This is a genomic window from Neobacillus sp. DY30 (genome assembly GCF_030123065.1).
Classification (GTDB): Bacteria; Bacillota; Bacilli; order Bacillales; family Cytobacillaceae; genus Neobacillus.
In genome coordinates, this window is the sequence record NZ_CP126093.1 from 3,159,788 (window position 1) to 3,182,541 (window position 22,754).

22 protein-coding genes, 4 pseudogenes and 1 riboswitch are annotated in these 22,754 nt (G+C 36.9%); of the genes and pseudogenes, 21 read left to right on the forward strand and 5 right to left on the reverse strand.

From position 1 onward, the window contains the following. Positions 1-189 (reverse strand): hypothetical protein, encoded by a 189-nt coding sequence (locus QNH29_RS15200; protein ID WP_283860241.1) that lies wholly within the window; start codon positions 187-189, stop codon positions 1-3. Between the two features lie 414 nt (positions 190-603). Between QNH29_RS15200 and QNH29_RS15205 the strand changes: the two genes are divergently transcribed. The 7 genes and pseudogenes from QNH29_RS15205 (at position 604) to QNH29_RS15235 (ending at position 6,305) form a co-directional block, all read left to right on the forward strand. After that, positions 604-945 carry a PadR family transcriptional regulator gene (locus QNH29_RS15205; protein WP_283860242.1) on the forward strand — a complete coding sequence of 114 codons (342 nt, stop codon included), beginning with the start codon at positions 604-606 and terminating at the stop codon, positions 943-945. Between the two features lies 1 nt (position 946). Next, positions 947-1,288, forward strand: a complete 342-nt coding sequence (locus QNH29_RS15210) for a DUF1048 domain-containing protein (protein ID WP_283860243.1) — start codon at positions 947-949, stop codon at positions 1,286-1,288. Positions 1,289-1,340: 52 nt separating this feature from the next. Continuing rightward, positions 1,341-1,471, forward strand: a pseudogene (locus QNH29_RS15215) (DUF1048 domain-containing protein); the annotation flags it as partial. Positions 1,472-1,629: 158 nt separating this feature from the next. Beyond that, complete coding sequence (locus tag QNH29_RS15220; protein ID WP_283860244.1) at positions 1,630-2,391, forward strand: ABC transporter ATP-binding protein; 762 nt, start codon at positions 1,630-1,632, stop codon at positions 2,389-2,391. After that, a complete protein-coding gene (locus QNH29_RS15225; RefSeq protein WP_283860245.1) occupies positions 2,392-3,141 on the forward strand; it encodes an ABC transporter permease in 750 nt (249 codons plus the stop codon). Between the two features lie 417 nt (positions 3,142-3,558). Beyond that, positions 3,559-3,658, forward strand: a riboswitch (purine riboswitch). A gap of 80 nt (positions 3,659-3,738) precedes the next feature. Beyond that, positions 3,739-5,052, forward strand: a complete 1,314-nt coding sequence (locus QNH29_RS15230; RefSeq protein ID WP_283860246.1) for an amidohydrolase family protein — start codon at positions 3,739-3,741, stop codon at positions 5,050-5,052. Between the two features lie 518 nt (positions 5,053-5,570). Further along, the gene (locus QNH29_RS15235) at positions 5,571-6,305 is read left to right on the forward strand and encodes an alpha/beta fold hydrolase (RefSeq protein WP_283860247.1); all 735 of its coding nucleotides are present in this window, start codon (positions 5,571-5,573) and stop codon (positions 6,303-6,305) included. Positions 6,306-6,534: 229 nt separating this feature from the next. Here the strand turns inward: QNH29_RS15235 and QNH29_RS15240 are convergent, their stop codons facing one another. After that, entirely contained in the window at positions 6,535-7,011 is a 477-nt protein-coding gene (locus QNH29_RS15240) for a hypothetical protein (protein WP_283860248.1), read from the reverse strand. 276 nt (positions 7,012-7,287) lie between these two features. On the opposite strand from QNH29_RS15240, the gene QNH29_RS15245 reads away from it, so the two are divergent. Further along, positions 7,288-8,301, forward strand: a complete 1,014-nt coding sequence (locus QNH29_RS15245) for a DUF3231 family protein (protein WP_283860249.1) — start codon at positions 7,288-7,290, stop codon at positions 8,299-8,301. A 370-nt stretch (positions 8,302-8,671) separates the two neighbouring features. Here QNH29_RS15245 and QNH29_RS15250 read toward each other — a convergent pair whose 3' ends face one another. Continuing rightward, positions 8,672-9,283, reverse strand: a complete 612-nt coding sequence (locus QNH29_RS15250; RefSeq protein WP_283860250.1) for a hypothetical protein — start codon at positions 9,281-9,283, stop codon at positions 8,672-8,674. A gap of 699 nt (positions 9,284-9,982) precedes the next feature. Here QNH29_RS15250 and ltrA point away from each other — a divergent pair. The 9 genes from ltrA to QNH29_RS15290 all read left to right on the forward strand — a co-directional run bounded on the left by ltrA (position 9,983) and on the right by QNH29_RS15290 (position 16,110). Continuing rightward, positions 9,983-11,275: a group II intron reverse transcriptase/maturase gene (ltrA, locus tag QNH29_RS15255; protein ID WP_283865585.1), complete on the forward strand. Its 1,293-nt coding sequence runs from the start codon at positions 9,983-9,985 to the stop codon at positions 11,273-11,275. Positions 11,276-11,520: 245 nt separating this feature from the next. Continuing rightward, positions 11,521-11,853: a hypothetical protein gene (locus tag QNH29_RS15260; RefSeq protein ID WP_283860251.1), complete on the forward strand. Its 333-nt coding sequence runs from the start codon at positions 11,521-11,523 to the stop codon at positions 11,851-11,853. Between the two features lie 196 nt (positions 11,854-12,049). After that, on the forward strand, positions 12,050-12,295 hold the full coding sequence (locus tag QNH29_RS15265; RefSeq protein ID WP_283860252.1) for a hypothetical protein: 246 nt from the start codon (positions 12,050-12,052) through the stop codon (positions 12,293-12,295). 142 nt (positions 12,296-12,437) lie between these two features. Next, the gene (locus QNH29_RS15270) at positions 12,438-12,731 is read left to right on the forward strand and encodes a hypothetical protein (RefSeq protein WP_283860253.1); all 294 of its coding nucleotides are present in this window, start codon (positions 12,438-12,440) and stop codon (positions 12,729-12,731) included. A 60-nt stretch (positions 12,732-12,791) separates the two neighbouring features. Then, a complete protein-coding gene (locus QNH29_RS15275) occupies positions 12,792-12,980 on the forward strand; it encodes a hypothetical protein (protein WP_283860254.1) in 189 nt (62 codons plus the stop codon). Positions 12,981-13,172: 192 nt separating this feature from the next. After that, a complete protein-coding gene (locus QNH29_RS15280) occupies positions 13,173-13,946 on the forward strand; it encodes a phosphatidate cytidylyltransferase (RefSeq protein ID WP_283860255.1) in 774 nt (257 codons plus the stop codon). Between the two features lie 233 nt (positions 13,947-14,179). Continuing rightward, positions 14,180-14,581, forward strand: a complete 402-nt coding sequence (locus tag QNH29_RS30450) for a CBO0543 family protein (RefSeq protein ID WP_481858836.1) — start codon at positions 14,180-14,182, stop codon at positions 14,579-14,581. A gap of 88 nt (positions 14,582-14,669) precedes the next feature. Next, positions 14,670-14,939: a hypothetical protein gene (locus tag QNH29_RS15285; protein WP_283860256.1), complete on the forward strand. Its 270-nt coding sequence runs from the start codon at positions 14,670-14,672 to the stop codon at positions 14,937-14,939. 145 nt (positions 14,940-15,084) lie between these two features. Next, on the forward strand, positions 15,085-16,110 hold the full coding sequence (locus QNH29_RS15290) for a hypothetical protein (protein ID WP_283860257.1): 1,026 nt from the start codon (positions 15,085-15,087) through the stop codon (positions 16,108-16,110). 153 nt (positions 16,111-16,263) lie between these two features. On the opposite strand, the pseudogene QNH29_RS15295 reads toward QNH29_RS15290, so the two are convergent. Next, a pseudogene (locus QNH29_RS15295) lies at positions 16,264-17,501 on the reverse strand (IS110 family RNA-guided transposase). Positions 17,502-17,893: 392 nt separating this feature from the next. Here QNH29_RS15295 and QNH29_RS15300 point away from each other — a divergent pair. The 3 genes and pseudogenes from QNH29_RS15300 to QNH29_RS15310 all read left to right on the forward strand — a co-directional run bounded on the left by QNH29_RS15300 (position 17,894) and on the right by QNH29_RS15310 (position 20,782). After that, complete coding sequence (locus QNH29_RS15300; RefSeq protein WP_283860258.1) at positions 17,894-18,331, forward strand: Imm26 family immunity protein; 438 nt, start codon at positions 17,894-17,896, stop codon at positions 18,329-18,331. 200 nt (positions 18,332-18,531) lie between these two features. Further along, positions 18,532-19,826, forward strand: a pseudogene (locus QNH29_RS15305) (IS110 family RNA-guided transposase). A gap of 491 nt (positions 19,827-20,317) precedes the next feature. Then, a complete protein-coding gene (locus QNH29_RS15310; protein WP_283860259.1) occupies positions 20,318-20,782 on the forward strand; it encodes a hypothetical protein in 465 nt (154 codons plus the stop codon). 95 nt (positions 20,783-20,877) lie between these two features. Here the strand turns inward: QNH29_RS15310 and QNH29_RS15315 are convergent. Next, positions 20,878-22,150 (reverse strand): annotated as a pseudogene (locus QNH29_RS15315) (IS110 family RNA-guided transposase). Between the two features lie 372 nt (positions 22,151-22,522). Here QNH29_RS15315 and QNH29_RS15320 point away from each other — a divergent pair. After that, positions 22,523-22,660, forward strand: coding sequence for a hypothetical protein (locus tag QNH29_RS15320; protein ID WP_283860260.1), 138 nt, complete (start codon positions 22,523-22,525; stop codon positions 22,658-22,660). Positions 22,661-22,754 lie beyond the last annotated feature (94 nt).

Here is a 22,754-nt window from a genome sequence, read left to right on the forward strand (position 1 = left end):
CTAATTATTCATTAGGCAATCAGGCATAGTAGCACATTCGGAAACGCCCTTAGTCATTTCCTTGGCTTTTTGTGAAATTCCCTTTTCTCCCATTTGGGCACAATGGGCGACATCACTTCCAGCAGCAAGTGCTGAGCTGCTAAATGCCAGAACAACTAGAAACCCAGTAGTTGCAATGATTTTCTTCATCTTGATTCCTCCAAATTGTTATTTACAAAGATGATTATAGAAAGAAAATGTCCAAAAAGTTTGCAGAAAAAAAGAACAAATTATGACTTCGAAGGATGAAATATGTCATTGAGATTTTAAATCAGTCCTCGAAAATGAGCGAGTTCTTGGTCATCAAACCCATTACCAATTATTTTTAAATTATTTAGCTCTTCTTGAGAGTAATCACGTGTCTGGCTAAAGTCTAAGCCAAATTTGATAAAAAATCCTTTGGAGTTGTAATTAGGGCTTTTTTGACGAAAAGTTTTATTGACAAGTGACGCTAATTGGTAATACTATATACTAGTAGTCAGTAATACTAAATATCAGTAACACAAAATACCTGTGTTACAGAGTACTGAAAAAATATAGGTAAAATATAAATGGAGGTAAAGAATGGAAAACATCACTGAAATGCTGAAAGGGGTGCTTGAAGGTTGTGTGCTTGAAATCATCAGCCGTGGCGAAACTTACGGCTATGAAATCACGCAACAGCTGCGAGAACTTGGCTTCACTGATGTGGTTGAAGGCACAGTTTATACGATCACCATGCGGCTTGAGAAAAACAATCTGGTGGACATCGAGAAAAAGCCATCCACTATGGGACCGCCAAGAAAATTTTACACACTAAACTCAGCAGGTCAAGAGCAGCGTGAGATTTTTTGGAAAAAATGGGATTTCATCTCAAGCAAAATTAACGAACTTAAGACTAAAAAAATAACAAAAGGAGAGAAGTAAAATGAATATTTTTGAAAAAATTATCGGAAGTCTGGATGACAAGCGGGAATGGAGGGAGATGGAGGCACGTGCGAAGGCACTTCCAAGTGAGTACCGCAACGCTTACAAAGCTATCCAAAAATATATGTGGACTGCTGGTGGTGGTCCCACCGACTGGAAGGACAGCAGCCGTATCTTTGTCGGCATTCTCGACCTCTTCGAGGAAGGAGCAGCGGAAGGCAAGAAAGTCATTGACCTTACGGGAGAGGACGTGGCTGCTTTCTGCGACGACTTGGTGAAGGATGAGCAAACATGGAAGGACAAATATCGTAAGAAGTTGAACGATACGATTGGTCGTGGCTAACGGTGAATTCCAAGTGGAGTTTCGCCTAGCATCGACACTAACCACGCAAACCGTCACTGGGGACGACTTGGCTCCCTTTCCGACGAAATAGTGGCTACCGCTAAAACGTATGTCGACAAGTATCGTGAAGATTTGAATCAACGTATCATGAAGCGATTGGAAAAAAGTAAATTCAATAGATAATTTCGACTGAATAGCTGGTTACAAATGAAATGTGTCACCTTCACTATTCAGTTATATTTTTAATCCAGTAGTAAGTAATACAGAATATCAGTCAGACAGAGTAGTGAAGTATAGTCGATCTAGCGCCTTGCTGCGCTTATTAAAAGGAGGAAAAAAGTATGAGCAATGCAGCGATTTCTGTAAAAGGGTTAAAAAAATCCTTTAAAGATAAGGAAGTCTTAAAGGGGGTGGATTTTGAGGTGCGGCGTGGTGAAATTTTCGCCCTGCTGGGCTCAAATGGAGCGGGCAAGACGACGACGGTCAACATCCTCTCGACGCTGATGAAGCCCGATGGCGGCGAAGTCGGTATTTGCGGCTTTGACGTCCAGCGTCAACCGGATCATGTTCGCCAGAGCATCAGCCTGACAGGACAGTTCGCAGCTTTAGACGGCATGCTCACAGGAAGGGAAAACCTGATGATGATCGCCAAGTTGCGAGGAGTTTCCAATCCCGCTCAAGTCGCTGACAATCAGCTAGCAAGATTCAGCCTGACCGATGCGGCCAACCGGCGGGCGGATAAGTATTCCGGCGGGATGAAGCGCCGGCTTGACATCGCCATGAGCCTGATTGGGACGCCAGAAGTCATTTTTCTCGACGAACCGACGACAGGGCTTGACCCCGAAGCGCGGATTGAAGTCTGGGATACCGTCAAGGAGCTTGCCGGCGGAGGCACGACCATCTTGCTGACGACCCAGTATCTGGAGGAAGCCGAACAGCTGGCTGACCATATCGCCATCCTGCATGGCGGAAAAATCATCACGACCGGTACCCTTAAAGAACTCAAAGAGATGTTCCCGCCAACGAAAGTGGAGTATATCGAGAAGCAGCCAACATTGGAGGAAATTTTCCTCGCGATCATCGGCAAAAAGGAGGATATGTAAATGAAAAGCAAAACAGGGGTAATACTAGGACGATTAATGCGCAACATCATGCGCAGCCCGGATACGATTATTACGGTGGCGATTACGCCGATTATGATGATGCTGCTGTTTGTCTTCGTATTTGGCGGCGCCATAGAGACAGGTGCGGATAACTACGTCAATTATTTATTGCCGGGAATCTTGCTGATGGCTATCGCTTCCGGCGTCGCTTACACTTCCTTGCGGCTGTTTAACGATGTAAAGAGCGGACTGATGGCGCGTTTCATTACCATGCCCATCAAGCGCTCATCGGTATTGTGGGCTCACGTGTTGACTTCGCTTGTTTCCAATGCGCTTACTGTCGTGGTGGTTATCCTTATAGCGCTCTTGATGGGCTTCCGTTCCAGTGCTGGTATCCTGGATTGGCTCGCAGTAGCTGGGATACTCGGGTTGTTTACGCTGGCGCTGACATGGCTGGCGGTCATTCCCGGATTGACAGCGGGGTCTATGGAAGGGGCGACAGCCTACTCGTATCCGCTGATTTTCCTGCCGTTTATCAGTTCGGCCTTTGTCCCTACCGAAACCATGCCTAAAATTGTCCGTGCGTTCGCTGAGAACCAACCCGTGACTTCAATCGTGAATGCGATTCGAACCCTCTTGTATGAAGGGTCTGTTGGCAACGATATCTGGATCGCGCTTGCCTGGTGCGTCGGTATCATGGTCATCGCTTACTTCTTCGCCAGTAAAGCATTTAAACGACAGTTAGGGTAAGTACACCATTAAGGGATTAGCCCCTATCAATAGTCAGCCCCTACGATGAATGCATTTGCTCCGTTATAAGTTATTTTATTCCATCTTATCCAATGAAATGATTTCCTTGGCAAAGGGTAGTTGGGAATGTAAATGAGTTATGAGCGAATATAAAAATCTCTGTTTCTTAATGAACAAACGGAACAGTATTTCTGAAATAAAAGTTAAGTATGTGAAGAAATGTAATTAAAGTAACGGGGGCGTTAGTTCAATATGAGTTATTTGATAACCATTTCTATATTTAGAAGTTAATCACATATACTAGTTTGAGTCACAGAAGTTTATTTTCAAGGTAGATCAACAGAATGGCTCAGCTTAATAAGGATGCCAAATTATAGAAAATGTTGAACTTTGCTCATTTATCACTTATCATTTGACTATATAAAAGCATAAATCGATTGTATAACCTCATTGATATGGTATGAGGGTCTCTACCAGGAACCGTAAAATCCTGATTACGAAAAAAATGTATTTTTTACATTTTTCTTCGTAATCAGGATTTTTTTTTGAAAAATCAACTTATTTTAATGTTCAAAAACGATTTAGGAGGAAATTAAAATGAAAACAATTTATGTTAACGCTACTTTTTTTACTATGGATAAGGAGAATCGAATCTTTAAAAACGGTATGATGGTTGTACAAGATGAACTTATTTCCTATATAGGCGAACGTTCTGAAGAGCTACTGACGGATGTAGACCAAGTAGTCGATCTTGCAGGTAAATGGGTTATGCCTGGTCTCGTGAATACCCATTCTCATATTTTAATGACTCTTTTACGTGGTATTGGAGACGATATGCTGCTAAAGCCTTGGCTTGAAACTAAAATATGGCCAATTGAAAAACAATTTACAACGAAGATTGCCTCAGTGAGTGCACAACTTGGCATTTTGGAGATGTTAAAGTCGGGAACAACTACATTCTCAGATATGTTTAATCCTATCGGTATTGAACCGAGCGCTGTAATGGAAACAATTAGTGAAACAGGAATTCGTGGAGCCTTTTCTTATTCGATTTTTAGCTTCGGCACAGAAAAAGAGCAGAAAATGAATCTTATGAGTGCAGAGCAGTTTTCTAAAAACTATAAAATGTTTGCTGGTGGGCGTCTAACAACTATGGTTGCACCTCATAGCCCTTATGCTTGTACCCCGGAAACACTTATAGAAACCGCTCGAATTGCAAAGGAAAATGAGTTAATGATACACATCCATGTATCAGAAACTGATTTCGAAATCTTAGACATCGAAACTCGTTATGGAAATCGACCTGTCGAGCATCTTCGCAAATTAGGTATCTTTGATCAACTAACAGTAATGGCTCATGGTGTAATACTTAACGATGAAGAGAGAGCAATTTTAAAGCAATATGATGTACGAGTTGCTCACAATCCAATTAGTAATTTGAAGCTAGGTTCAGGTATTGCGGATGTTGTTAGTCTTTTACAAGCTGGGGTTAAAGTAGGTATTGCAACAGATAGCACAGCTTCTAATAACAATCTTGATATGTTTGAAGAAGTTAGAACTGCTGCATTACTACAAAAAGGGATTTATAAAGATGCTACTAAATTCTCTGCACAAACTGCGTTAACCTTGGCTACTCGGGGTGGGGCTGAAGTCATTGGTATGGAGCATACGGGCTCTCTTGAAGCAAATAAGAAGGCAGATTTTATAACAATTTATCCTTATGATAAGGAGCATCTACAACCAATTAGTACAGCATATTCACATTTACTTTATGCGGCACGCGGAAGCGATGTATGCGATGTCTATATTGATGGGAATGCAATTGTAAAGAACGGCAGATGTTTAACGATCGATGAAGAAAAAGTGATCGCAGAAGCAAATCGCCTCCAGAATACACTAATTAGTAACTAAATATTTACTTATTATCATTTTTCTGTAAGTGACGGTGGACCTTGCTTCGTAACCATATATAACACATAAATTCTTAGAGGTTCTTCGACTTGAAGAACCTTTCCATTTCTTATTAAACTTCATCTTCCTCTAATTATCGAATAGATAGGTCAATTAATAAAATATGATTAACATCTCAGTCTACAGTAAACTTTAAGTTAAAATAATGATTGATCTGCTACCGCAACTTTTTTTAATCGGGTAGTTTAGTTGAACAAGTAAAGTTTGTCAATAAATCATTACGATATAAAATTAAATTTTCTTATTCAACTAACGCATGCGTTAGCTCAATAATGATTTCGCTGCTTCGGCAGCCTTTTTTCGTTGTTTCACTAACGGTTGCAGTTTAGTTGAATAAGGAATCATAAAAGGAGCTTGACCTGGATTATTATGAAACCAATTGCTTACTAAAAACGTAAATAAGGCTAAGGAGAACTAAACAAAGTGAGGTGTTACCATTGAAAATTGACAAATATAAAATGGAAACATCAAGAGGGAAGTTACAATATAATATTAGTGGGAATGGGAAACCAAATATAGTTTTGATTAACGGTGGTTCGGGACCAATAGAAGGTTGGATGAAAATAATACAAAAAATTTCAGAATCATCATCAGTATTTTCATATAATCGATTTGGTGTTACTGGTAGCGATAAACCGAAAGAACCCCAAGATGGGTTAACGATTGTTAGAACTCTACGTGAAGCATTAACAATAGCGGGATTTGAACCTCCATTCATTTTAGTTGGACATTCGCTAGGTGGCTTATATGCAAATTTGTATGCCCGACTATACCCAAACGAAGCAGCAGGTATTGTCTTCCTAGAATCCAGTCATCCGAGAGATTTAAGTCTTAATGAATATCAAGGTAGAACAATAAAGGCAATTAATAAGGTATTCACAATGTTTGATTCCTTGTCTTCCCATAAACAATTGAATGAAGTTAATTTTGTCAAAGAAACTGTGAATCAAATTTATCAATTAGACGATTTTCCTGAAATACCTGTTTATGTAATTACAGGTGGACAAGAAAATCGAATGATGCCAGAGGAAGTTAGAAAAAAGCGACTAGAAAATCAATTAGAATTACTATCGTTGTCACGAAATAGCAAACATATTGTTGCAGAAAACAGCGGTCATTTCCCGCAATTATCAGAGCCAATGGTAGTCATTGATACTATTAGGGATTGTATTAAGCAAATAAATAACCTATAACTATTTAATTTACAGCGGTGGAAAATATTTCTGTGTCTAGAATCTTTTCAAAAGATAATGCAGTATTACACTTAATTTAACGGGTGCAAGAGTTAAAGATGAGGTCGCTGCGGCGATCTTTTTTCTTGTTGTGTTCGGTGCAGGTTATTTCAATAAAAAATAAACGCCAATTAAACTTTTGGCGTTTATTTTTTATTGAAGACTCACTAATTTCTTTGTGCTAATGTACCTAAGATTCCTTGGCACGATATATAAATTTTAAAAGCATATATCTCAAAAAAATTCCAATCAGTATTCCGAGGGGTAATGACAACATTGGTAACCAAATAGGTCCGAGTAACATTCCGTATACTTTAAATGTTGCTGAGTAAATAAGCCCTACTGTAACTAAATAAGCGGAAAACACGAACGGAAGAAACGCTAAGGATACTTTTTTACCGTTTGCATCACTATAAGCATCCCATATCGCAAAAAAATAAAGACAAGGATAAAACATCAACCATTGGTAATTCGTTTGTCCAATGGCTCTTTCAATTTCCCCATGAAAACTCAGAATAATTACATCATTAAAGTTGGATTGGACATTAATCAATATTTCTAATCCAATCAAAAGTAATCCCTTGAAAAATTTCTTGTTCAGAATTTGAGCAAACCCAGGTAAAGCAATACTCCAAAGGATTTTTTCAAGCTCATCTTTTGTTATCATTGGTATTCACTTCTATCACTTTTTCTTTTACTATTTTATATCTATTTAGGGAGGGGGTAGTTCTTACATCCCTCTATCAAAATTTCTTCCAATTTTCTTCAATGAATTTTTCCAGGTAAGTTTATTTTCCTAAATACAACATTGAAATATTCTAGCTAAAGGAAATAATAATATTACAATAATTAGATCAAATTGGTAAATTACGGGAACCCATTTTCGGATATTGTATCATTTGTAGAGCAAAATAAAGAAGAAAAAATATAGGAGGAATGCCGCATGCCTGATAAAGCTGCAATAACTTCATCCGAACTAGGAGTTCTATGGCTTACATACCAAGAGAAAACGATGATTTTGCGAATGCTTGAATACTTTATTGAAAAAGCTGACGACGAAAAAGCCAAAAAAATCATGACTGATGTGTACAATGAAATCGACATTTATGTTGGCAAAATAACAAACATTTTCAAAAGTGAAGGGGCTGTAATCCCAGTGGGGTTTACTACTGAAGATGTTAACAAAGATGTACCCAAGTTATATGATAATGGTTTTGACATCATGTTTGTACGGTTACTAAAAGAAATTAGTATGGGGTTGCATACACTAAATATAAACATGGTATATCGTGAAGATATTGTCATGCTTTTTAAGGAACTTACCGCAATTACCCAAGCATATTACAATTCTTGTACACAATATTTGATTGAAAAAGGGATGTTGGCTAGGGCTCCATATGTTTCTATGCCCAACTCAGTTGAGTTTGTTAAAGAAACAAACTATTTGGGTGGACTTAACCCATTTACTAAAATTGGTAACAAGAGAACCTTAAATACGGTAGAGGTTGCTTATATTTTTCATGGTATTGAATCAAATGTGACTGGGTTACAAATGATTACTGGTTTTGCTCAATGTGCCAATAAATCAGAAGTGAAAAAATTTTTTACAAAAGGTGCAGAACTCGCCAAAAGTATTATTAAAGAGATGAGTGAAACATTTTTAGAGGATGGGATTCAAATTCCTTCCCCCTCAGGTGGAAATGCGACTCGTTCAACAGTTCCTCCGTTTTCCGATAAGCTCATGATGTATTGTACCAGTCTGTTTTGTAGTTTTTCTATGGGAGGCAATGCCTTAGGAACTGCTTTTAGTTTACGGAATGATTTGGCAGCAAAAAATACTGCTTTTACTAAAGATATTTTCGAATATGCCCATGAAGGTGCAAAGATTATGATTAATAACGGATGGATGGAAGAACCGCCTCAAATGGTAGAACGAAAAGAAATAATTAATAAATAAAAAGTTATGGAAAAGTCACGATTTGCTCATGACCTTTATGCAAATAGTTAATAAGAACAAGCATTAGGTAGTGCGTTTGCAAATAACATCTGAGTTTCTTCTTCAACAAAAGGGTGCGATGTTTTGACATGGCATCGCCCTATTTTAGTTTGATTAACGAAGCAGATTGTGAAGTGTTGTACTTAAAGTAACGGGTGCAAGAGTTAAAGATGGAATCACTACGCCGACCCTATTTTAAATGGGCTGGTAATTCAATGGAACGAATTTGTGGTCCTATCAACAAAATAAAAAGGTCGGTTAATAATTAACCTTCCTTCTATGTACATATTCAATTAGGGTTTAGGTTTTTTGGATTTTGTTAGCGGATTGTTTACTCAATTATTACGAAAGAAGAACCGGTGGATACATTGGCACCGGAATACTCAAAACTATCAGTGGTCTTACCAGCAACGGTTCCGGAAACCAAGACATTATTGTAATTTTTGAAAGTACCCTTAGAAAGTTTGATGTACTGGTCGAAATCGATCTGTACATTTTTATCAGAGTATTTAGAGGTAGAATAACTCTTTGGATTGAATGCCCAGGCAAGATTGATAGACTTAGTACCGGCTGGAGTTTCATCGCCATTGCAATTTCCTTCTTCATCGCAAGTGAAATCAACTTTATAAACATCTACTGTCGTATTAACTTTAGCCATACCTTTGTTAACGTCAAAAATCGCATTGGTGGCTGGTACTATAGCGCTGCCATAATAGTATTCGTCTTTTTCATAATCGTAGGTTTGGTAATAGAGGATGTAAGAATCCTTATCTTCAAAGTTAGTAGAAAGGTCTACAGAGGTATCGAAAGTACCTTCTGAACCATAGAATGAAGCACCTTGAAAAGAGCCTTTGTATACAGAAGAATTGCTTTGCGCCATTGCTGGCAGAGCCATAGTCAAAAGAAACACAACCGTCAGAATCAATACTTTCACTTTTCTCATTATAAACCTCCAGATATTGGGAACCTAAACCTTGTCCTAATTGTACAATATGGAAGTAAAAGTGTACTCAGTAATCGTTCGACAATTTTTACACTTTTGAGAAAATTTTTATCTATTCTAGTGACTATTCATCTTGAAAATCATAACTAATTAAACTAACGGGTGCGTTTATCCAAGAAGGACTAACGCTTCTTTTTGTTGGCGTGCCCAGGCAAGCCGTTAATTGCTAACTGGTGGAAGTCCAGTCTAGGTAAGAACCAAGTCGCCTAGTAGCTGACAGGCAGCTGGTGGAGTAATCCTAAGGTTGAAGCCCTGTGCCAGCAACTTTACAGGTTGTAACATAAAGTGAATCCTGCCGCCTCGTCAAGAGCAACCTGGAAACAGGACAAGGAGAAGTCGAGCCTTGCGACAAAGGGCGAAGACCATGGAAGGTGTGTAGAACTTGGAACAACACTCAAGAATCTCTCGGGGTATGGGGAACGACATGTAAAGAAAGTAAGTTTCGGAACTGGGGAGACCCTACTTTACCCTTACGGTTAAGGAAAGAGAAAGCCTATAAGCAATTGCGAAATGGTGGACTGTAAAGAGGGAGTCGGAGGAGGTCATAGTACCAATGATTATCATGACAACACAACATGATGTAGGGAAGGACCTCTACTTTGTTCATGTGTTTAAAGGAGGTAAGAGTAAGTGAATGCTATGAAATTAGCTAACTACACCGATGTAAAAGCTCAAGAACTTTGGAAAACACTATATCTATGTGCCAAGGAGAATCCGAAACGTAAGTTTCATGCTTTATATGATAAAGTTTATCGACCTGATATATTACTAGAAGCCTGGAAGCGTGTAAAAAGAAAGAGAGGTAGTGGAGGAGTAGACGGACAAACGATTGAAGAAATCGTTACTAACTACGGGGAAAGAAAATTCTTAAATGAGCTGTATACTCAGCTAAAAGAGAATAAATATAATCCAAGCCCTGTACTAAGAACGTATATTCCAAAAGAAAATGGAAAGAAGAGACCATTAGGGATTCCGACTATAAAAGATAGAGTGGTACAAATGGCAACAAAGTTGGTTATTGAACCGATATTTGAAGCTGATTTTCAAGAATGTTCTTTTGGTTTTCGCCCAAAAAGAAATGCACACCAAGCAATGGCTAGCATAAGAGAGGCAAGCAAAAGAAGTTCATGGGTAGTGGACGTTGATATTCAAGGGTATTTTGACAACATAAACCAAGAAAAGTTGTTAAAATTAATAGAACAGAAAATCAATGACCGCAGAATCCTAAAGTTAATTCGAAAATGGCTACGTGCTGGGATAATGGAGGAAGGTAATGTTAGAAATCCCCTAACGGGGACACCACAAGGAGGAGTGATTTCTCCTTTACTAGCGAATATTTATCTAAATACATTGGACAAGCTCTGGTTAAAGAAATTCCATCACCTAGGAGAACTAGTTCGTTATGCAGATGATCTTGTAATATTAACAAGAACAAAACAACAAGCGATTGAGAGTATACAAGTATTACAGGCTATTATGAAAAAGCTAGACTTGACTATTAATCGGGACAAATCAAGACTAGTCCACTTGTTTGATAATAAAGAGGGGTTCGATTTCCTAGGTTTCCACAATCGTAAATTCGAAGTACATAATAAAGGGGGAAGACCCTTTTACGCTATGGCTCATATTCCGAAGAAGAATGCCATGAAAAAGATGAGAGCAAAGATAAAGGCATTTACAGAGCCAAGAACCAAGTTATATTTAGACATTAAGGAATTGGTAAAAGGATTAAATAGAATACTGCAAGGGTATAAGAACTATTACAAGATTTCACCAATCGCATTTAAGTGGCTAAATCAGATTGACTGGTATGTGCTTGAAAGGCTCACACTCTTTTACAATAAGAAAAAGAACAACAGAAGAAAACATGGTAACTTAAAGACTATTCAGGATGAAGTAAATTATTTAATCGTAAAGCTAGCACGGAATTAACCGTAAAGCACAAGAAAGAAGAACATCGGAAAGCCGTATGAGGGAAAACTTCACGTACGGTTTGATGAGGGGGAGCTGAAATTAAATGAGGATAGCGTAAGCTATCTCATTGAAATCAGTTCTCTACTCTACAACTTTATTGAAGTAACGGGTCAGGATAGCTGAATAAGAAAATTCAAAGAAACATAGTATCAGATGTGGTAAAATATGTTATTAGTACAAGCTAGAAAATCTTAGGAGGTTTTATGATGAAAGGGAAAATAGTTTTGACTACTGTTTTTGCAGGAGCTTTAGCATTATCAATCGGTTTTACGAAAGACCTGGAAAGCACAAAGGTATTCGCACAAACTGAATTATCAAAAGGAAAAATTGGACAAACAGCTACTAAAAACGGCGATCAATACAGAGTCATTTCAGTTGAAGAGCAAAATCGTAGAGAAGGTTCCGTAGCTGAAGGAAAAAGTCTTACCACAAATATTTCAGTTGAAAAACAGAATATGGTGGAAAAGAGTTCAGCTAAACAAGGTTTTGTTCCACAAGAAAATGGAACAGGTTTCTATTTTACTAAAGTAAATTAGAATTAAAGCTCTACTATTCACCAAGGAGTGCATGATGTAACAAAGGAGCTGTCAATTATGACAGCTTTTCTTGTTTCACTAACGTGGCAGTTTAGCTTAAGAAGATTCACTGTATCTTTTAATTGGTTTATTATGGTAAATTCGATTTATAGAGGAGGAGAGCACAATTTCAAAAGAAAAATTAATCAGCTTTATTGTGGTAGGCTTTATTTTAGTCATTGGCGGACTTGTTATGATATTTTCAAGTGTTAACCTTGGAACATCAGTTGCAGACTCATGGTTAATAAGTCGTGGTGGGGCAGATACAGGTATTTACCAGATTATTCTTAAAGGCTATATAAATAACTTTTTAGTAACTGGAAGTATTTTATTTGGATCTGGATTGATGGTAGTTATCTTAATCTTTTATAAGTTTCAAAACATGAAAGGAAAAACTATCTAATAAAATGTCTTTTTTTAAGAAAGTGCTTTACTTTAAGATGAGGTTGCTACGGCAGCCTTATTCTTATTGTGCTAACGAAGCAGGTTAATTTAATAAGGATTATTTTTTAAAATAAAATTATAAATGATAACGGGGTGGTAGAATGCTTGAAAAAGAAATACCTGAACATCTGAAAAACACATACAGTCTACTAACAAGAGCTTTTCCTAATGGTGTAACTGAAAGTCAGTATTTGCATATATTAGGGATTTTGTATGAGCATATGTCAGATAGAAATTTATCTGAAATTGTTTCTTTGTTTACAAATAAAAGTTCTAGCGTAGTGAAGAATGATATTTACAAAGTCAAAGCCAATAATAATTTATTAATGAATAAAGGTAAGACAGAAGATATTTTAAAAGTATATGGTTTTATGGATTGGATAAACGAAGATTGATTAAAATGATAGCCGCTTGTTGTTCAACTAACTGGCAGGTTACTTGAAGAAGGATTTATTATGAGCGTTGCAGAATATGAATCCCAAGACCATACATTTGGGGGTAATTTTGTGAATAAGGACCAATTAGAAGTTATTAAGGTAGGGAGTTTAGCGGTAATAGCAATCAGCTTAGTAATAATTGCTTGGAAAATGGAAAAAGTGGTGAAATTGCTGCACGATTTAGTTATTGTGTCAGGAAATCAATAATAAATGCCTTACATCTAACAGGGCTTGAGATGGAGTGGAGTTGCGGCGGAAGCTCTTTTTTGTTGTTCAACAAACGTGGCAGATTAGTTGAATAAGAAAGGATAAATTTCTCTATTGTTACTAAACCTCTTTAATTTTATAGTATAATTTACTCCATACTACAAAATTAGAAATTTAAGGAAGTGTAAAGGTTTGAAGGAACGTATAATAACGGGAATTATTATGGCGATTTTATTTTTAATTCCTTTTTACTTAGGGAATTATTGGTTTTCAGCTTTTTCCTTAATTCTAGCAATATTAGCCTATAATGAATTTACTGCGATTATTAAAGTTAGGTTTAGGATTAAATGGTTAGTAGGTCTTATAGGAGTTATTTTTTTATTTTTACCTCTTTTTAATTTTGGTATTGAACAGTTACAAATTAAAGTCCTGATTGCCCTTGTTCTCTTTTTTATTACAGCGACTGTTTTTAATGAGGAATTTTCAATTGATAAGGCAGGGGCATTACTAATTGGTGTTTTATATATTGGATTTGGGTTCGTATCATTAGCAGAAGCACGAATAGATAAAGGAGTATTTTGGACGTTATCTATATTACTAACCATTTGGACAACTGATTCAGGAGCTTATTTTATAGGAAGAAAATATGGTAAAAGGAAACTTGCTCCAAAAATTAGCCCTAATAAGACCTTAGAGGGTGCAATAGGAGGTATTGTAACAGCAATTATTATTGGAACAGTTCTCCAATTTACATTAAACCCCTTTTCAAGCTACTTTGAAGCTTTAATTATAACTATAGTTGTATCTATTGCGGGTCAAGTTGGTGACTTGGTTGAATCTGCTCTAAAACGTAATTTTGGTGTTAAAGATTCGGGGAAAATATTACCTGGTCACGGTGGAGTTTTAGATAGGTTGGATAGTTGGATTTTTGTTTTTATCGGACTGTATATAATTGGTTTGATATAAGAAATAAGAAAATTTATCTTTAACTAACAAGGTGCTTGAATTAAAGAAGGCTAGGTTGCTGCGGCAGCCTTTTTTTGTTTGTTCCACTAACGGGCAGGTTAGTAAAAGAAGAATAATTCACCAAATAAATAATGATAATATGGTTGATATTGTTGTTTTTTAATAATGAGGTGTTCCTCTTGGTGAAGCTATTTATAGTGACAGTTATATTAGTTCTTTTAGTTGCCCTCAAAATGCCCAGAAAAAGAACTAGGCACGAGTTACTAGCTACAATACAGTTTGCATTGTTAATGAATTTTGTAACTGATTTGTATCTTGATTTAAAGTATAAACTTTACTTGTATTTTAATAAAGAACAAATAGAGTGGTTGTACCTAGTTGTAGTCCTTGGTGAGATTGCTGTACTGGTTATTATTTTTAATTATTTTCCCCTGAAATCTAATGCCATTAAGAAATTTATATATATCTTGGGATGGACCTGCATTCTTGTATTACTTGAATTGTATGCAGTTTATATTAGAGTTTTACATTATGGTGAATGGAATATAATCTATTCGGCGGTGGTTTATTTTATTTCAATGTACATCCTTTATTTCGTATTAGACTACACGGCGGATAGAAGAGAAACTCAGTAATAAAGTCGCAATTTCTTCTTGAACTAACTGGGTGCTTTCCTTCAAGAAGGAGAATAGTTTATATTTATCGTTTTAACGGGGGATTTTAATGATAGATATTGAACGGTTGATTTTAGAAACTTTTATTTATGAAGAGAATACTATTTTTCACGTTGAAAACTTTTTAAAGCATAAAAATATAAAATTAACGAGGAAAGAAATAAAGGAACGGCTAAACGATATGCTTCAAACTGGGTTTATAAAATTTCACGATGACCCATCAAATGGACAAGTAAAGTTTATGGATAGTAGTGATGAATTTGAGGAAGACTATTGGTTTGTTCTGACTGAAAAAGGAAAACGTAAATTATATTTTTAAATCCTTATTATAGTAAAAGTGGCGATGCTTCAATAATGGAGGATCGCTATTCTTATTCAAGTAACGGAACAGGTTAGTGAAATAAAGGGAAAAAGTTAATGCGAATAGAATAATGTAGGATAATAAATATGAGGTGTGATTTTTAATGAAGACTACTGATTTGTGTGAAGCCTGTAAAAAAAATGAAATTAATGTGGTAGAATCGTCCGATGACCCCGGCCATCCTTATAAAGTTTGCAATCAATGTCACGAAAGGCTATTAAAATATTCATTACGACCTATCGAATGGTACAACCTGGCAGTTATCCATTCTCCTAATCAACCTTTATTACACGATGATCTTTACGATGAAGACGGAGAGGCTTGTCAACCAGAAGAAGATGTTATTGTAACTAAAAAAGACAAAGCACCAACTTTAAAAAATGTTCAAAATGATTTGGAATCTTTATTGGACTTTTCTATAACGAGGTGGTTTCTTGAGGATGATGTAATAAAAGCCCTCAATAAACACGATAACCAAATGACTTTGAGTTCAGTAAAATCCAGGTTTTATGAAACAGAAAACTACGAAATAAAATCAAGAATGTTGGAAATTGTAGCTGATGTTTTAGGTAGCTCAGCTTCGGAATGGGTAAGGGAACTTTGGAAGAATTATGACGAAAATTTACTATATCCAATTTCTTGGGCAACAGCCAGCAGTTTACCAATCGAAGAGGGATTAAATAATGTATTTGAGAAATTGAAATTGGTAAGTGAAAAAGAAATGCCGATAGCCGCTTTTACCAGCCTATACCGTTTCCGTTCCAACGTTATCCTTGATTGGATTGAGTCAACTTGCACAATTTTTAACGATAATTGGGGAAGGTTGGCAGCGGTATGTTTTCCTACCTGGGAAAGAATGAAATCTTGGCTAAACGGAGGAAGACCTTTAAGTTTAATTGCACTTGATACAATGGAGAACTGTGTTAAAGGACATGGAGACTATTATGTTAAGCAACTTTCTCCTAAGATACTTGGAACAGTCAAAAATGAGGTTGAACAAGTATTAAATGGTTATTATCAAAAAGATGGTGTTCCTCGTGTCAAAATGAAAGTAGAAAGAATAACGGAGAACAAAAAAGAAATATTTGAATTCAATCGAATTATTTTCATTAAACGAGGTAATTTGTGAAGAACTGTACTTAAGCTAAACCAGCTAATAGTTTGTCAACATTTTTCAATAAAAAGATTAATAATCTCATGATATACTAAAAATGTTCATGCCAAATAACCTTCCTAAATTCTCTTTTTGGAAGGTATTGTTGTATTTAGTTAGATATAGGTCCTATGCTATATCTTGGAAAGTGGTTCTGCTTTTTAGTAAGGCATAAATCCAATGTAAGAGTTTGTTTACACAAGCAATAATGGCTACTCTAAAGGGTTTTCCTTCTTCTCGTTTCTTATCGTAAAACTCTCGTAGTCTTCTATTGCGTGGAATGATCTCATCCGTCGTTTTCTTTTTACGGGAATCCCGAATTCCACTTTGAACAGCCATATACAATGCGTGGCGAAGCCTACATGAGCCACGTTTGGTTATTCGGTTTACTGATGCAGTAAACTTTCCAGAAGAGTACACACTAGGATCTATTCCAGCGAAGGCAACTAACTTCTTGGCATCATTAAACCGATCTATCTCTCCGATTTCAGAAATAATCGTTGCAGCGATTTTCTCTCCGACTCCAGGGATAGATTGAAGGATCTCATATTCTTCAATTTCACTAGCGAGGGCATCTATTTCATTCGCAATATTGGATAGATGCTCTTGGTATTGAAGAACAATCTTAACCAAGATTTCAAGGTTAAAAATATGACTATCGTAGAGATTGTTTGAAAAGGATCACGAATAGCTGCTTCTCTTAACTTCTGTGCTTTTTCCTTTGCCCATGACTCCGAACGACTCATGCATAACGAACTTATCTTATCAGTTAATTCTTTTTCACTTACATTTAATACTGCCTTAGAAGTAGGGAATTCTAGTAAAGTAAGCAAAGATACCTTTGAATAGAGGCTTCCAAAAACCCCTCGATACTCAGGAAAGACCTGATCAATTAAGGAATGTAGCTGTATCTTTGTTTTTGCTGATATTTCTGCAATACTCTCTTGTTGCCTTGTTAGATTACGAAGGTTTAAGAGTTGAATACCACGCTTCTTGTAAGGCTCTAGGTCCTCTTTATAAAACAGTTCACAAAGATGATAAGCATCAATCGCATCAGTTTTTACCTTTCGGAGGCTTGAGCTTTTGGCTCTATGTGAGATAAGTGGATTAACGATGATATAAACATAATTTTGTTCCGCTAGAAACTGAATTACGGGAATATGATAGTGCCCAGTTGATTCTAAAACGACCGAAGGTTGATAACCATCAGCTGCCTTTTCCACCTCTTGAAGGAATTCTAATAAACCTTCTAACCCTTTAAGATCATGTTTAATACTAAAACTCTTACGATATGGTTTACCTTTATCTAAAAATGCTTGAACTTGGCTTTCTCCTTTTGATACATCCAGACCAATCACTGGATTCATTTTTATTTCTCCTCCTCCTAGAAATACATATTAGTCGGTATCCCCTAAAGCTGCTTGTAATGTCATAGGTTCGCTTGTTAAACGGGATCATGGTCCCAACCAGCCTGAAACATGTTTATACAAGTAGGGGGTGAACAGTTTAGCTGACGGGATCTAGTCCCACGGGGGCGACGTTCTACCCCGACTACCGTAATCATATGACCATATAGAAAAAGGTCAACCAGAAAAATCTGGCTACCCTTATATTACGAACGGGTGCTTATGTTAAAGGCGGGATGGCAGCAGCGGTCCCATTTTCTTACTGTGCTAACGTGGCAGGTTAGTGAAAGAAGGAGAGTCTAGTCGAAACGTAGAAATTATTATCAATATGTTCTAAGAATATGGTGATTTTAATGACAGGAAAGAAACGTAAACGAATCAAAATTGGGGATGTATATGCTATTCCTTTACCTAATGGTAAATATGCTTTTGGAAGAATATTTAAAGATGCTGGCATAGGTATTTATAAATATATCGGAGTAAGTATTGATGATATTCCAAGGGTTGAGGAGTACCAATTTATTGTTGGTGTATATGAATATGTACTAAAATCAGGAGTTTGGACATTTGTAAAATATCGCCCTTTTAAAAGTGATGATGAAGCATTTCCACCTCCTTCTTGTATCGTTGATAACATCTCAGGTGAATTTTCAATTTACCATAAAGGGGAAATCCGAAGTGCAACTAAATTGGAATGTGAAGGTTTAGAAGTAGCGGCAGTTTGGGCGGATAATCACATCATTGATAGGATTATGGGAGTTGATAAGTGGCACAAAGATGATGAAAAATAATTTTCCTTTTTCAACTAAGGGTACTTATGCTTAACGTTGGGGTGACTACTGCGCTGCCAGTTTCTTGTTGTGCTAACGAAGCAGCATTCCTGTAATGAATGAAAATGAGGTTTGAATAAAAAAGAACCTCTTGGTAGAATGAGAGAGTCCTAAAGCTGGCCAGCAAAAATGGACAATCCCCAATACCAGGAGGTCTTAAAATGAATTATAACCAAAATGAAAAGATTGCTCAAATTACTTCTCAGACTCTTATTATAGGCGTGGATATTGCGAAATTCAAGCATGTCGCACGAGCACAGGACTACAGAGGAATAGAATTCAGATCACCTTGTTATTTTGAGAATACCAAGCAAGGATTTCAACTGTTTCTCGTGTGGATCTTTCAATTAAAGAAAGAACAAGTAATGGAAAAAGTAATAGTAGGTATGGAGCCTACGGGCCACTATTGGCTAAATCTAGCTCATATATTAAAAGAAAATAATATAAAGTTTGTCGCAGTAAATCCTTTACACCTTAAGAGAAGTAAGGAACTCGATGATAACTCACCAACTAAAAACGATGTGAAAGACGCTAAAGTCATTGCCCAGTTGGTCAAGGACGGGAGATATGCTGAACCAACGATTCCACAAGGTGTTTATGCAGAACTCCGTGTGGCGAAAAAATACGTGATCTCCTAACTGATGATCTTCAAACGGTGCAAGGCCAGATTCACAACTGGCTAGATCGGTATTTTCCTGAGTTTTTAACCGTCTTTAAGAGTTGGGAAGGAAAAGCAGCCTTGCAATTTTTAAAGCTAGGAGCCTTACCACATGAACTGATTCATTTCACTGATCAGTACTTATTGGATCATTTACGAAAAGCAGTTAGTCGAAGTGTAGGACTAAACAAAATAGTAGAGTTGAAACAAGCAGCTAGAGAGTCCATCGGACTGTGTCAAGGTTCTAATATGGCCAAATTAGAGCTGGCCACTCTGCTTGATAAATATGACTTGATACAAGAGAAGTTCGAAGAACTAGATGAGAAGATAGATAATTTAATTGAACAAATCCCTGGTGTCCAGCAAATGTTAGCCATTAAGGGAGTGGGAAGAGATACTGTTGCCGGCTTCTTTGCAGAAGTGGGAGATCTTCAAGAGTACTCGCACCCTAGACAGATCATAAAGTTAGCTGGATTGAGCTTGAAAGAGAACACTTCTGGAAAGCATAAAGGGCAAACGAAGATCACAAAAAGAGGGAGGAAGAAGCTAAGAGCTCTCCTCTTCAGGGTGTGTATGATTATGGTAGCGAAGAACTCGGCCTTTAAAGCGCTGCATGCCTATTACACGCAGCGTCCGGACAATCCTCTAAAGAAAATGCAGTCTCTGATTGCCTTGTGTAATAAACTAATACGCATATTCTTTGCGATTGGAAAGAAACAATTTGAGTTTAGTGAAGAGAGAATGTTAAAGGATATCCCTCATATGAGAGCAATCATAGAAGTTGAAAAAGCAGCTTAATTTAGTAATAAAAGTAGAGTAGAAAAGGATATTTAGTGTTATGAGTCTCGTACATTTGAAGCACGGATTAGTCAGCAAAGCAACTAAACTTCGGGCAGGGATCCTGTGGAGCAGCATGACTGACATCCACCTCATGGAAAGGTTGGACGAAGGAATTTGAGAGCGAAGACTCTGTGAGGCATGGGAGGGTTGACCTCCATGAGAAATGTGGACATCCACTAGTGCGGTCATAATTTAACTCATCCACCATTTTTTGTAAGTGTGTGGCTAATGAGCTATCAGTCTTTTTGCTTTAAAAGCCCAAATTTATCCTTAGGAGATAAATCCAACCATAGTAGCGAGCAGTAACTCTATAATTAACATCCTATAAAATACTGAGAATACTGGAGAAAACGCGAGTTTTCACTTTGTTTATTGAGGGAGGTTAGTTCAATAAGAAATCACAAAAGTAATGAGCATTTACTTTAAAATAAGATTAAACGGAGGTTGAGATGCGAAAAGTTTATCTAGATAGAACAGAATTAACTGGAGCCATAAATGTAAATTTAAAAGATACCGAGGTTATACCAGCAGGTACAACAATTTATCCTATGAGTGTTTATCATAAAAATGAGGAGTATCAAAAATATGCTAACGATTATGATATTCAATTTATCTTTGACGATGATATTCCACATTTAGAATTTTATACGGTTCCATATGTAGATATTATGGCAAAAGATAGTAAAGGTGGATTTATCGGAACTGTTGGTCAACAATGTGATTTGAAAAGTAACGCACCAATTTGTTATATCAATAGGCATTTAGAGTGCTTGATAATTTCTGAAAACGGAGAAGATTTTCTGAGTAATATAGGATCGTGGCAAGACAACTTGAAACCCTATGGTAAAATTACCGTTTATCGTTCGAAAGCAGAAGCAGAAATGGAACTAGAATTTATCGATTTGTCTGTCTGATAGTCCTCCATCATTTTAAATTCATATTGAACTACCATGAAAATTAACTTCTGTTAGAACCGAAAAATGGCAATACTTAAATAAACGCAGCTCATTCATCTTTTTAAAAGGGAGAGCGTCTGATCTTTGGCGGTTATATACTTGTTTAATGGATTAGAAGCTTCTGTTATTGTAACCGAATAGCCTAAGTTTTCTAGCCTACGAACCGAATGGCGTACAATAGATACCTGTCTTTGTTTATCAAAGTAGTCTTCGCCTAAGTCTACATACATTTCTTTTCTAATTAACAGGTAATATGCAATCCGCAATATTGCATGTGCAACTACTATTGCTGCTCTTTTGTTTCCTTTTCGTCCTGCTGTTCGTCGATATAGTGCACCTAGATAGTTTTTAGAACCTCTCACTGATTGAGCTGCTTCAGTTAATGCTGATCTTAAATACTTATTTCCTTTTTCGATCTAGTTGATTTTCTTTTTCCAGCACTTTCGTTATGTCCAGGTACGAGAGCTGCCCACGAACAAAGATGTGCCGCAGTTGGAAATTGTTTTTTAACATCAGTACCGATTTCAGCTAGAATTTGTTCAGCCATTCTTCTGGCGATTCCAGGTATCGAATCTAGTCTTTCAATATCTTCTTCATAAGTGCTAACTCGTTCGGCTATTTCTTGATCTAGCATTTCAATTTGCTCAGTTAGAAAATCAATGTGGGTTAAAATCGTCTTGAGCATTAAGCGTTGATGTGGGTTTACATAGCCCTGAAGTGCTAATTCAAGTTGTTCTTTTTCTTTTTCATTGTACGACGAGCGAAGTTTGCTAGTTTCTCAGGATCATCTTCGCCATCAGCGATAGCTCGAAGCATATCCTTTGAGGAAACCCCCATAATATCAGAAACGTCAGAGCCTAGTTTGATGTTGGCTCCTTCTAAAACTTTTTGAATCCGATTATGTTGTCTTGCACGTTCTTCTATAATACTACGGCGATAACGAACAAGTTCTCGCAGCTCTCTTTGAGTTCGATTTGGAATGAAACTCGCTTTGAGTAGACCATGGCGAAGAAGTTGTGCAATCCATTCGGCATCTTTAACGTCGGTCTTACGACCTGGGAGTGCCTTCATGTGTTGGGCGTTTACAACTAGAAACTCAATCCCTTCAGATTCTAGTAAGTTGACTATAGGTTTCCAATAAACACTCGTGCTTTCCATTGCTACATGTGTACAACCATGTTCTTTAACCCAGTCGATTAACTTGAGTAGAAAAACTGTTTTAGTAGAAAACGTTTGAATCTCCTTTCCATCAGGTGTCATAATACACGCAGTGATATTATCTTTATGAACATCCATACCACATGCTCTTTCAATGATTACATCCATTGAAATTCTTCCTTTCTAGGCTTATAAATTGGAGGCTGGTGCAACAATCAGAATAAGGATTAATCTACCATGAGTGCTTCCCGTAAGGGAGCGACAGTTTGTGGTGCACCGTGGTCGTTGGAGTCAGACTAACGGATGGGCTCTATGGCACTCTAGTACATCGACCTTCCTCTCCAGCCTTAGGACAAGTATGGACGGATTCAATACATTTTCATTCTTTGTGGTGAAGAGCTGTTTTTAGTGATTCATGGATGGCTAACGGGTGCTTTAGTTGAAGAAGCCAAAAGGACCTAAATGGTCATTTTTATATTTGGTAATAAAATACGAATTTCATTTATTGTATTGGAAATACTATCTGTCGAGGTGAAATAAATGAGCAGATTTAAAGTTGTGTTTGAGAATACAATCCAAAGTGGTGGGTTTTCATTGGAGCAGTATTTGATAACATTACATCAAGAAAAGATATGTTGGATTCATTTGATGGTCATGATGATTACGAGTTGGACATGAGGTTATTTGAAGGGGAGATTCAAAAAGTTAACCGATTGTTGGAGAGCTAAGGCTCTCTTTTTATTTATAAAATAAAGATTATATTTTCTTCTTC

Excerpts from the sequence above, each read along its gene's own strand:
- QNH29_RS15230 (WP_283860246.1), top strand. The coding sequence starts at position 3,739 with ATGAAAACAATTTATGTTAACGCTACTTTTTTTACTATGGATAAGGAG.
- QNH29_RS15225 (WP_283860245.1), top strand. The coding sequence starts at position 2,392 with ATGAAAAGCAAAACAGGGGTAATACTAGGACGATTAATGCGCAACATC.
- QNH29_RS15275 (WP_283860254.1), top strand. The coding sequence starts at position 12,792 with ATGAGCGTTGCAGAATATGAATCCCAAGACCATACATTTGGGGGTAAT.
- QNH29_RS15310 (WP_283860259.1), top strand. The coding sequence starts at position 20,318 with ATGCGAAAAGTTTATCTAGATAGAACAGAATTAACTGGAGCCATAAAT.
- QNH29_RS15260 (WP_283860251.1), top strand. The coding sequence starts at position 11,521 with ATGATGAAAGGGAAAATAGTTTTGACTACTGTTTTTGCAGGAGCTTTA.
- QNH29_RS15235 (WP_283860247.1), top strand. The coding sequence starts at position 5,571 with ATGGAAACATCAAGAGGGAAGTTACAATATAATATTAGTGGGAATGGG.
- QNH29_RS15300 (WP_283860258.1), top strand. The coding sequence starts at position 17,894 with ATGACAGGAAAGAAACGTAAACGAATCAAAATTGGGGATGTATATGCT.
- QNH29_RS15240 (WP_283860248.1), bottom strand. The coding sequence starts at position 7,011 with ATGATAACAAAAGATGAGCTTGAAAAAATCCTTTGGAGTATTGCTTTA.
- QNH29_RS15205 (WP_283860242.1), top strand. The coding sequence starts at position 604 with ATGGAAAACATCACTGAAATGCTGAAAGGGGTGCTTGAAGGTTGTGTG.
- QNH29_RS15220 (WP_283860244.1), top strand. The coding sequence starts at position 1,630 with ATGAGCAATGCAGCGATTTCTGTAAAAGGGTTAAAAAAATCCTTTAAA.
- QNH29_RS15320 (WP_283860260.1), top strand. The coding sequence starts at position 22,523 with ATGAGCAGATTTAAAGTTGTGTTTGAGAATACAATCCAAAGTGGTGGG.
- QNH29_RS15200 (WP_283860241.1), bottom strand. The coding sequence starts at position 189 with ATGAAGAAAATCATTGCAACTACTGGGTTTCTAGTTGTTCTGGCATTT.
- QNH29_RS15210 (WP_283860243.1), top strand. The coding sequence starts at position 947 with ATGAATATTTTTGAAAAAATTATCGGAAGTCTGGATGACAAGCGGGAA.
- QNH29_RS15250 (WP_283860250.1), bottom strand. The coding sequence starts at position 9,283 with ATGAGAAAAGTGAAAGTATTGATTCTGACGGTTGTGTTTCTTTTGACT.
- QNH29_RS30450 (WP_481858836.1), top strand. The coding sequence starts at position 14,180 with ATGCCCAGAAAAAGAACTAGGCACGAGTTACTAGCTACAATACAGTTT.
- QNH29_RS15285 (WP_283860256.1), top strand. The coding sequence starts at position 14,670 with ATGATAGATATTGAACGGTTGATTTTAGAAACTTTTATTTATGAAGAG.
- QNH29_RS15270 (WP_283860253.1), top strand. The coding sequence starts at position 12,438 with ATGCTTGAAAAAGAAATACCTGAACATCTGAAAAACACATACAGTCTA.
- ltrA (WP_283865585.1), top strand. The coding sequence starts at position 9,983 with ATGAAATTAGCTAACTACACCGATGTAAAAGCTCAAGAACTTTGGAAA.
- QNH29_RS15245 (WP_283860249.1), top strand. The coding sequence starts at position 7,288 with ATGCCTGATAAAGCTGCAATAACTTCATCCGAACTAGGAGTTCTATGG.
- QNH29_RS15290 (WP_283860257.1), top strand. The coding sequence starts at position 15,085 with ATGAAGACTACTGATTTGTGTGAAGCCTGTAAAAAAAATGAAATTAAT.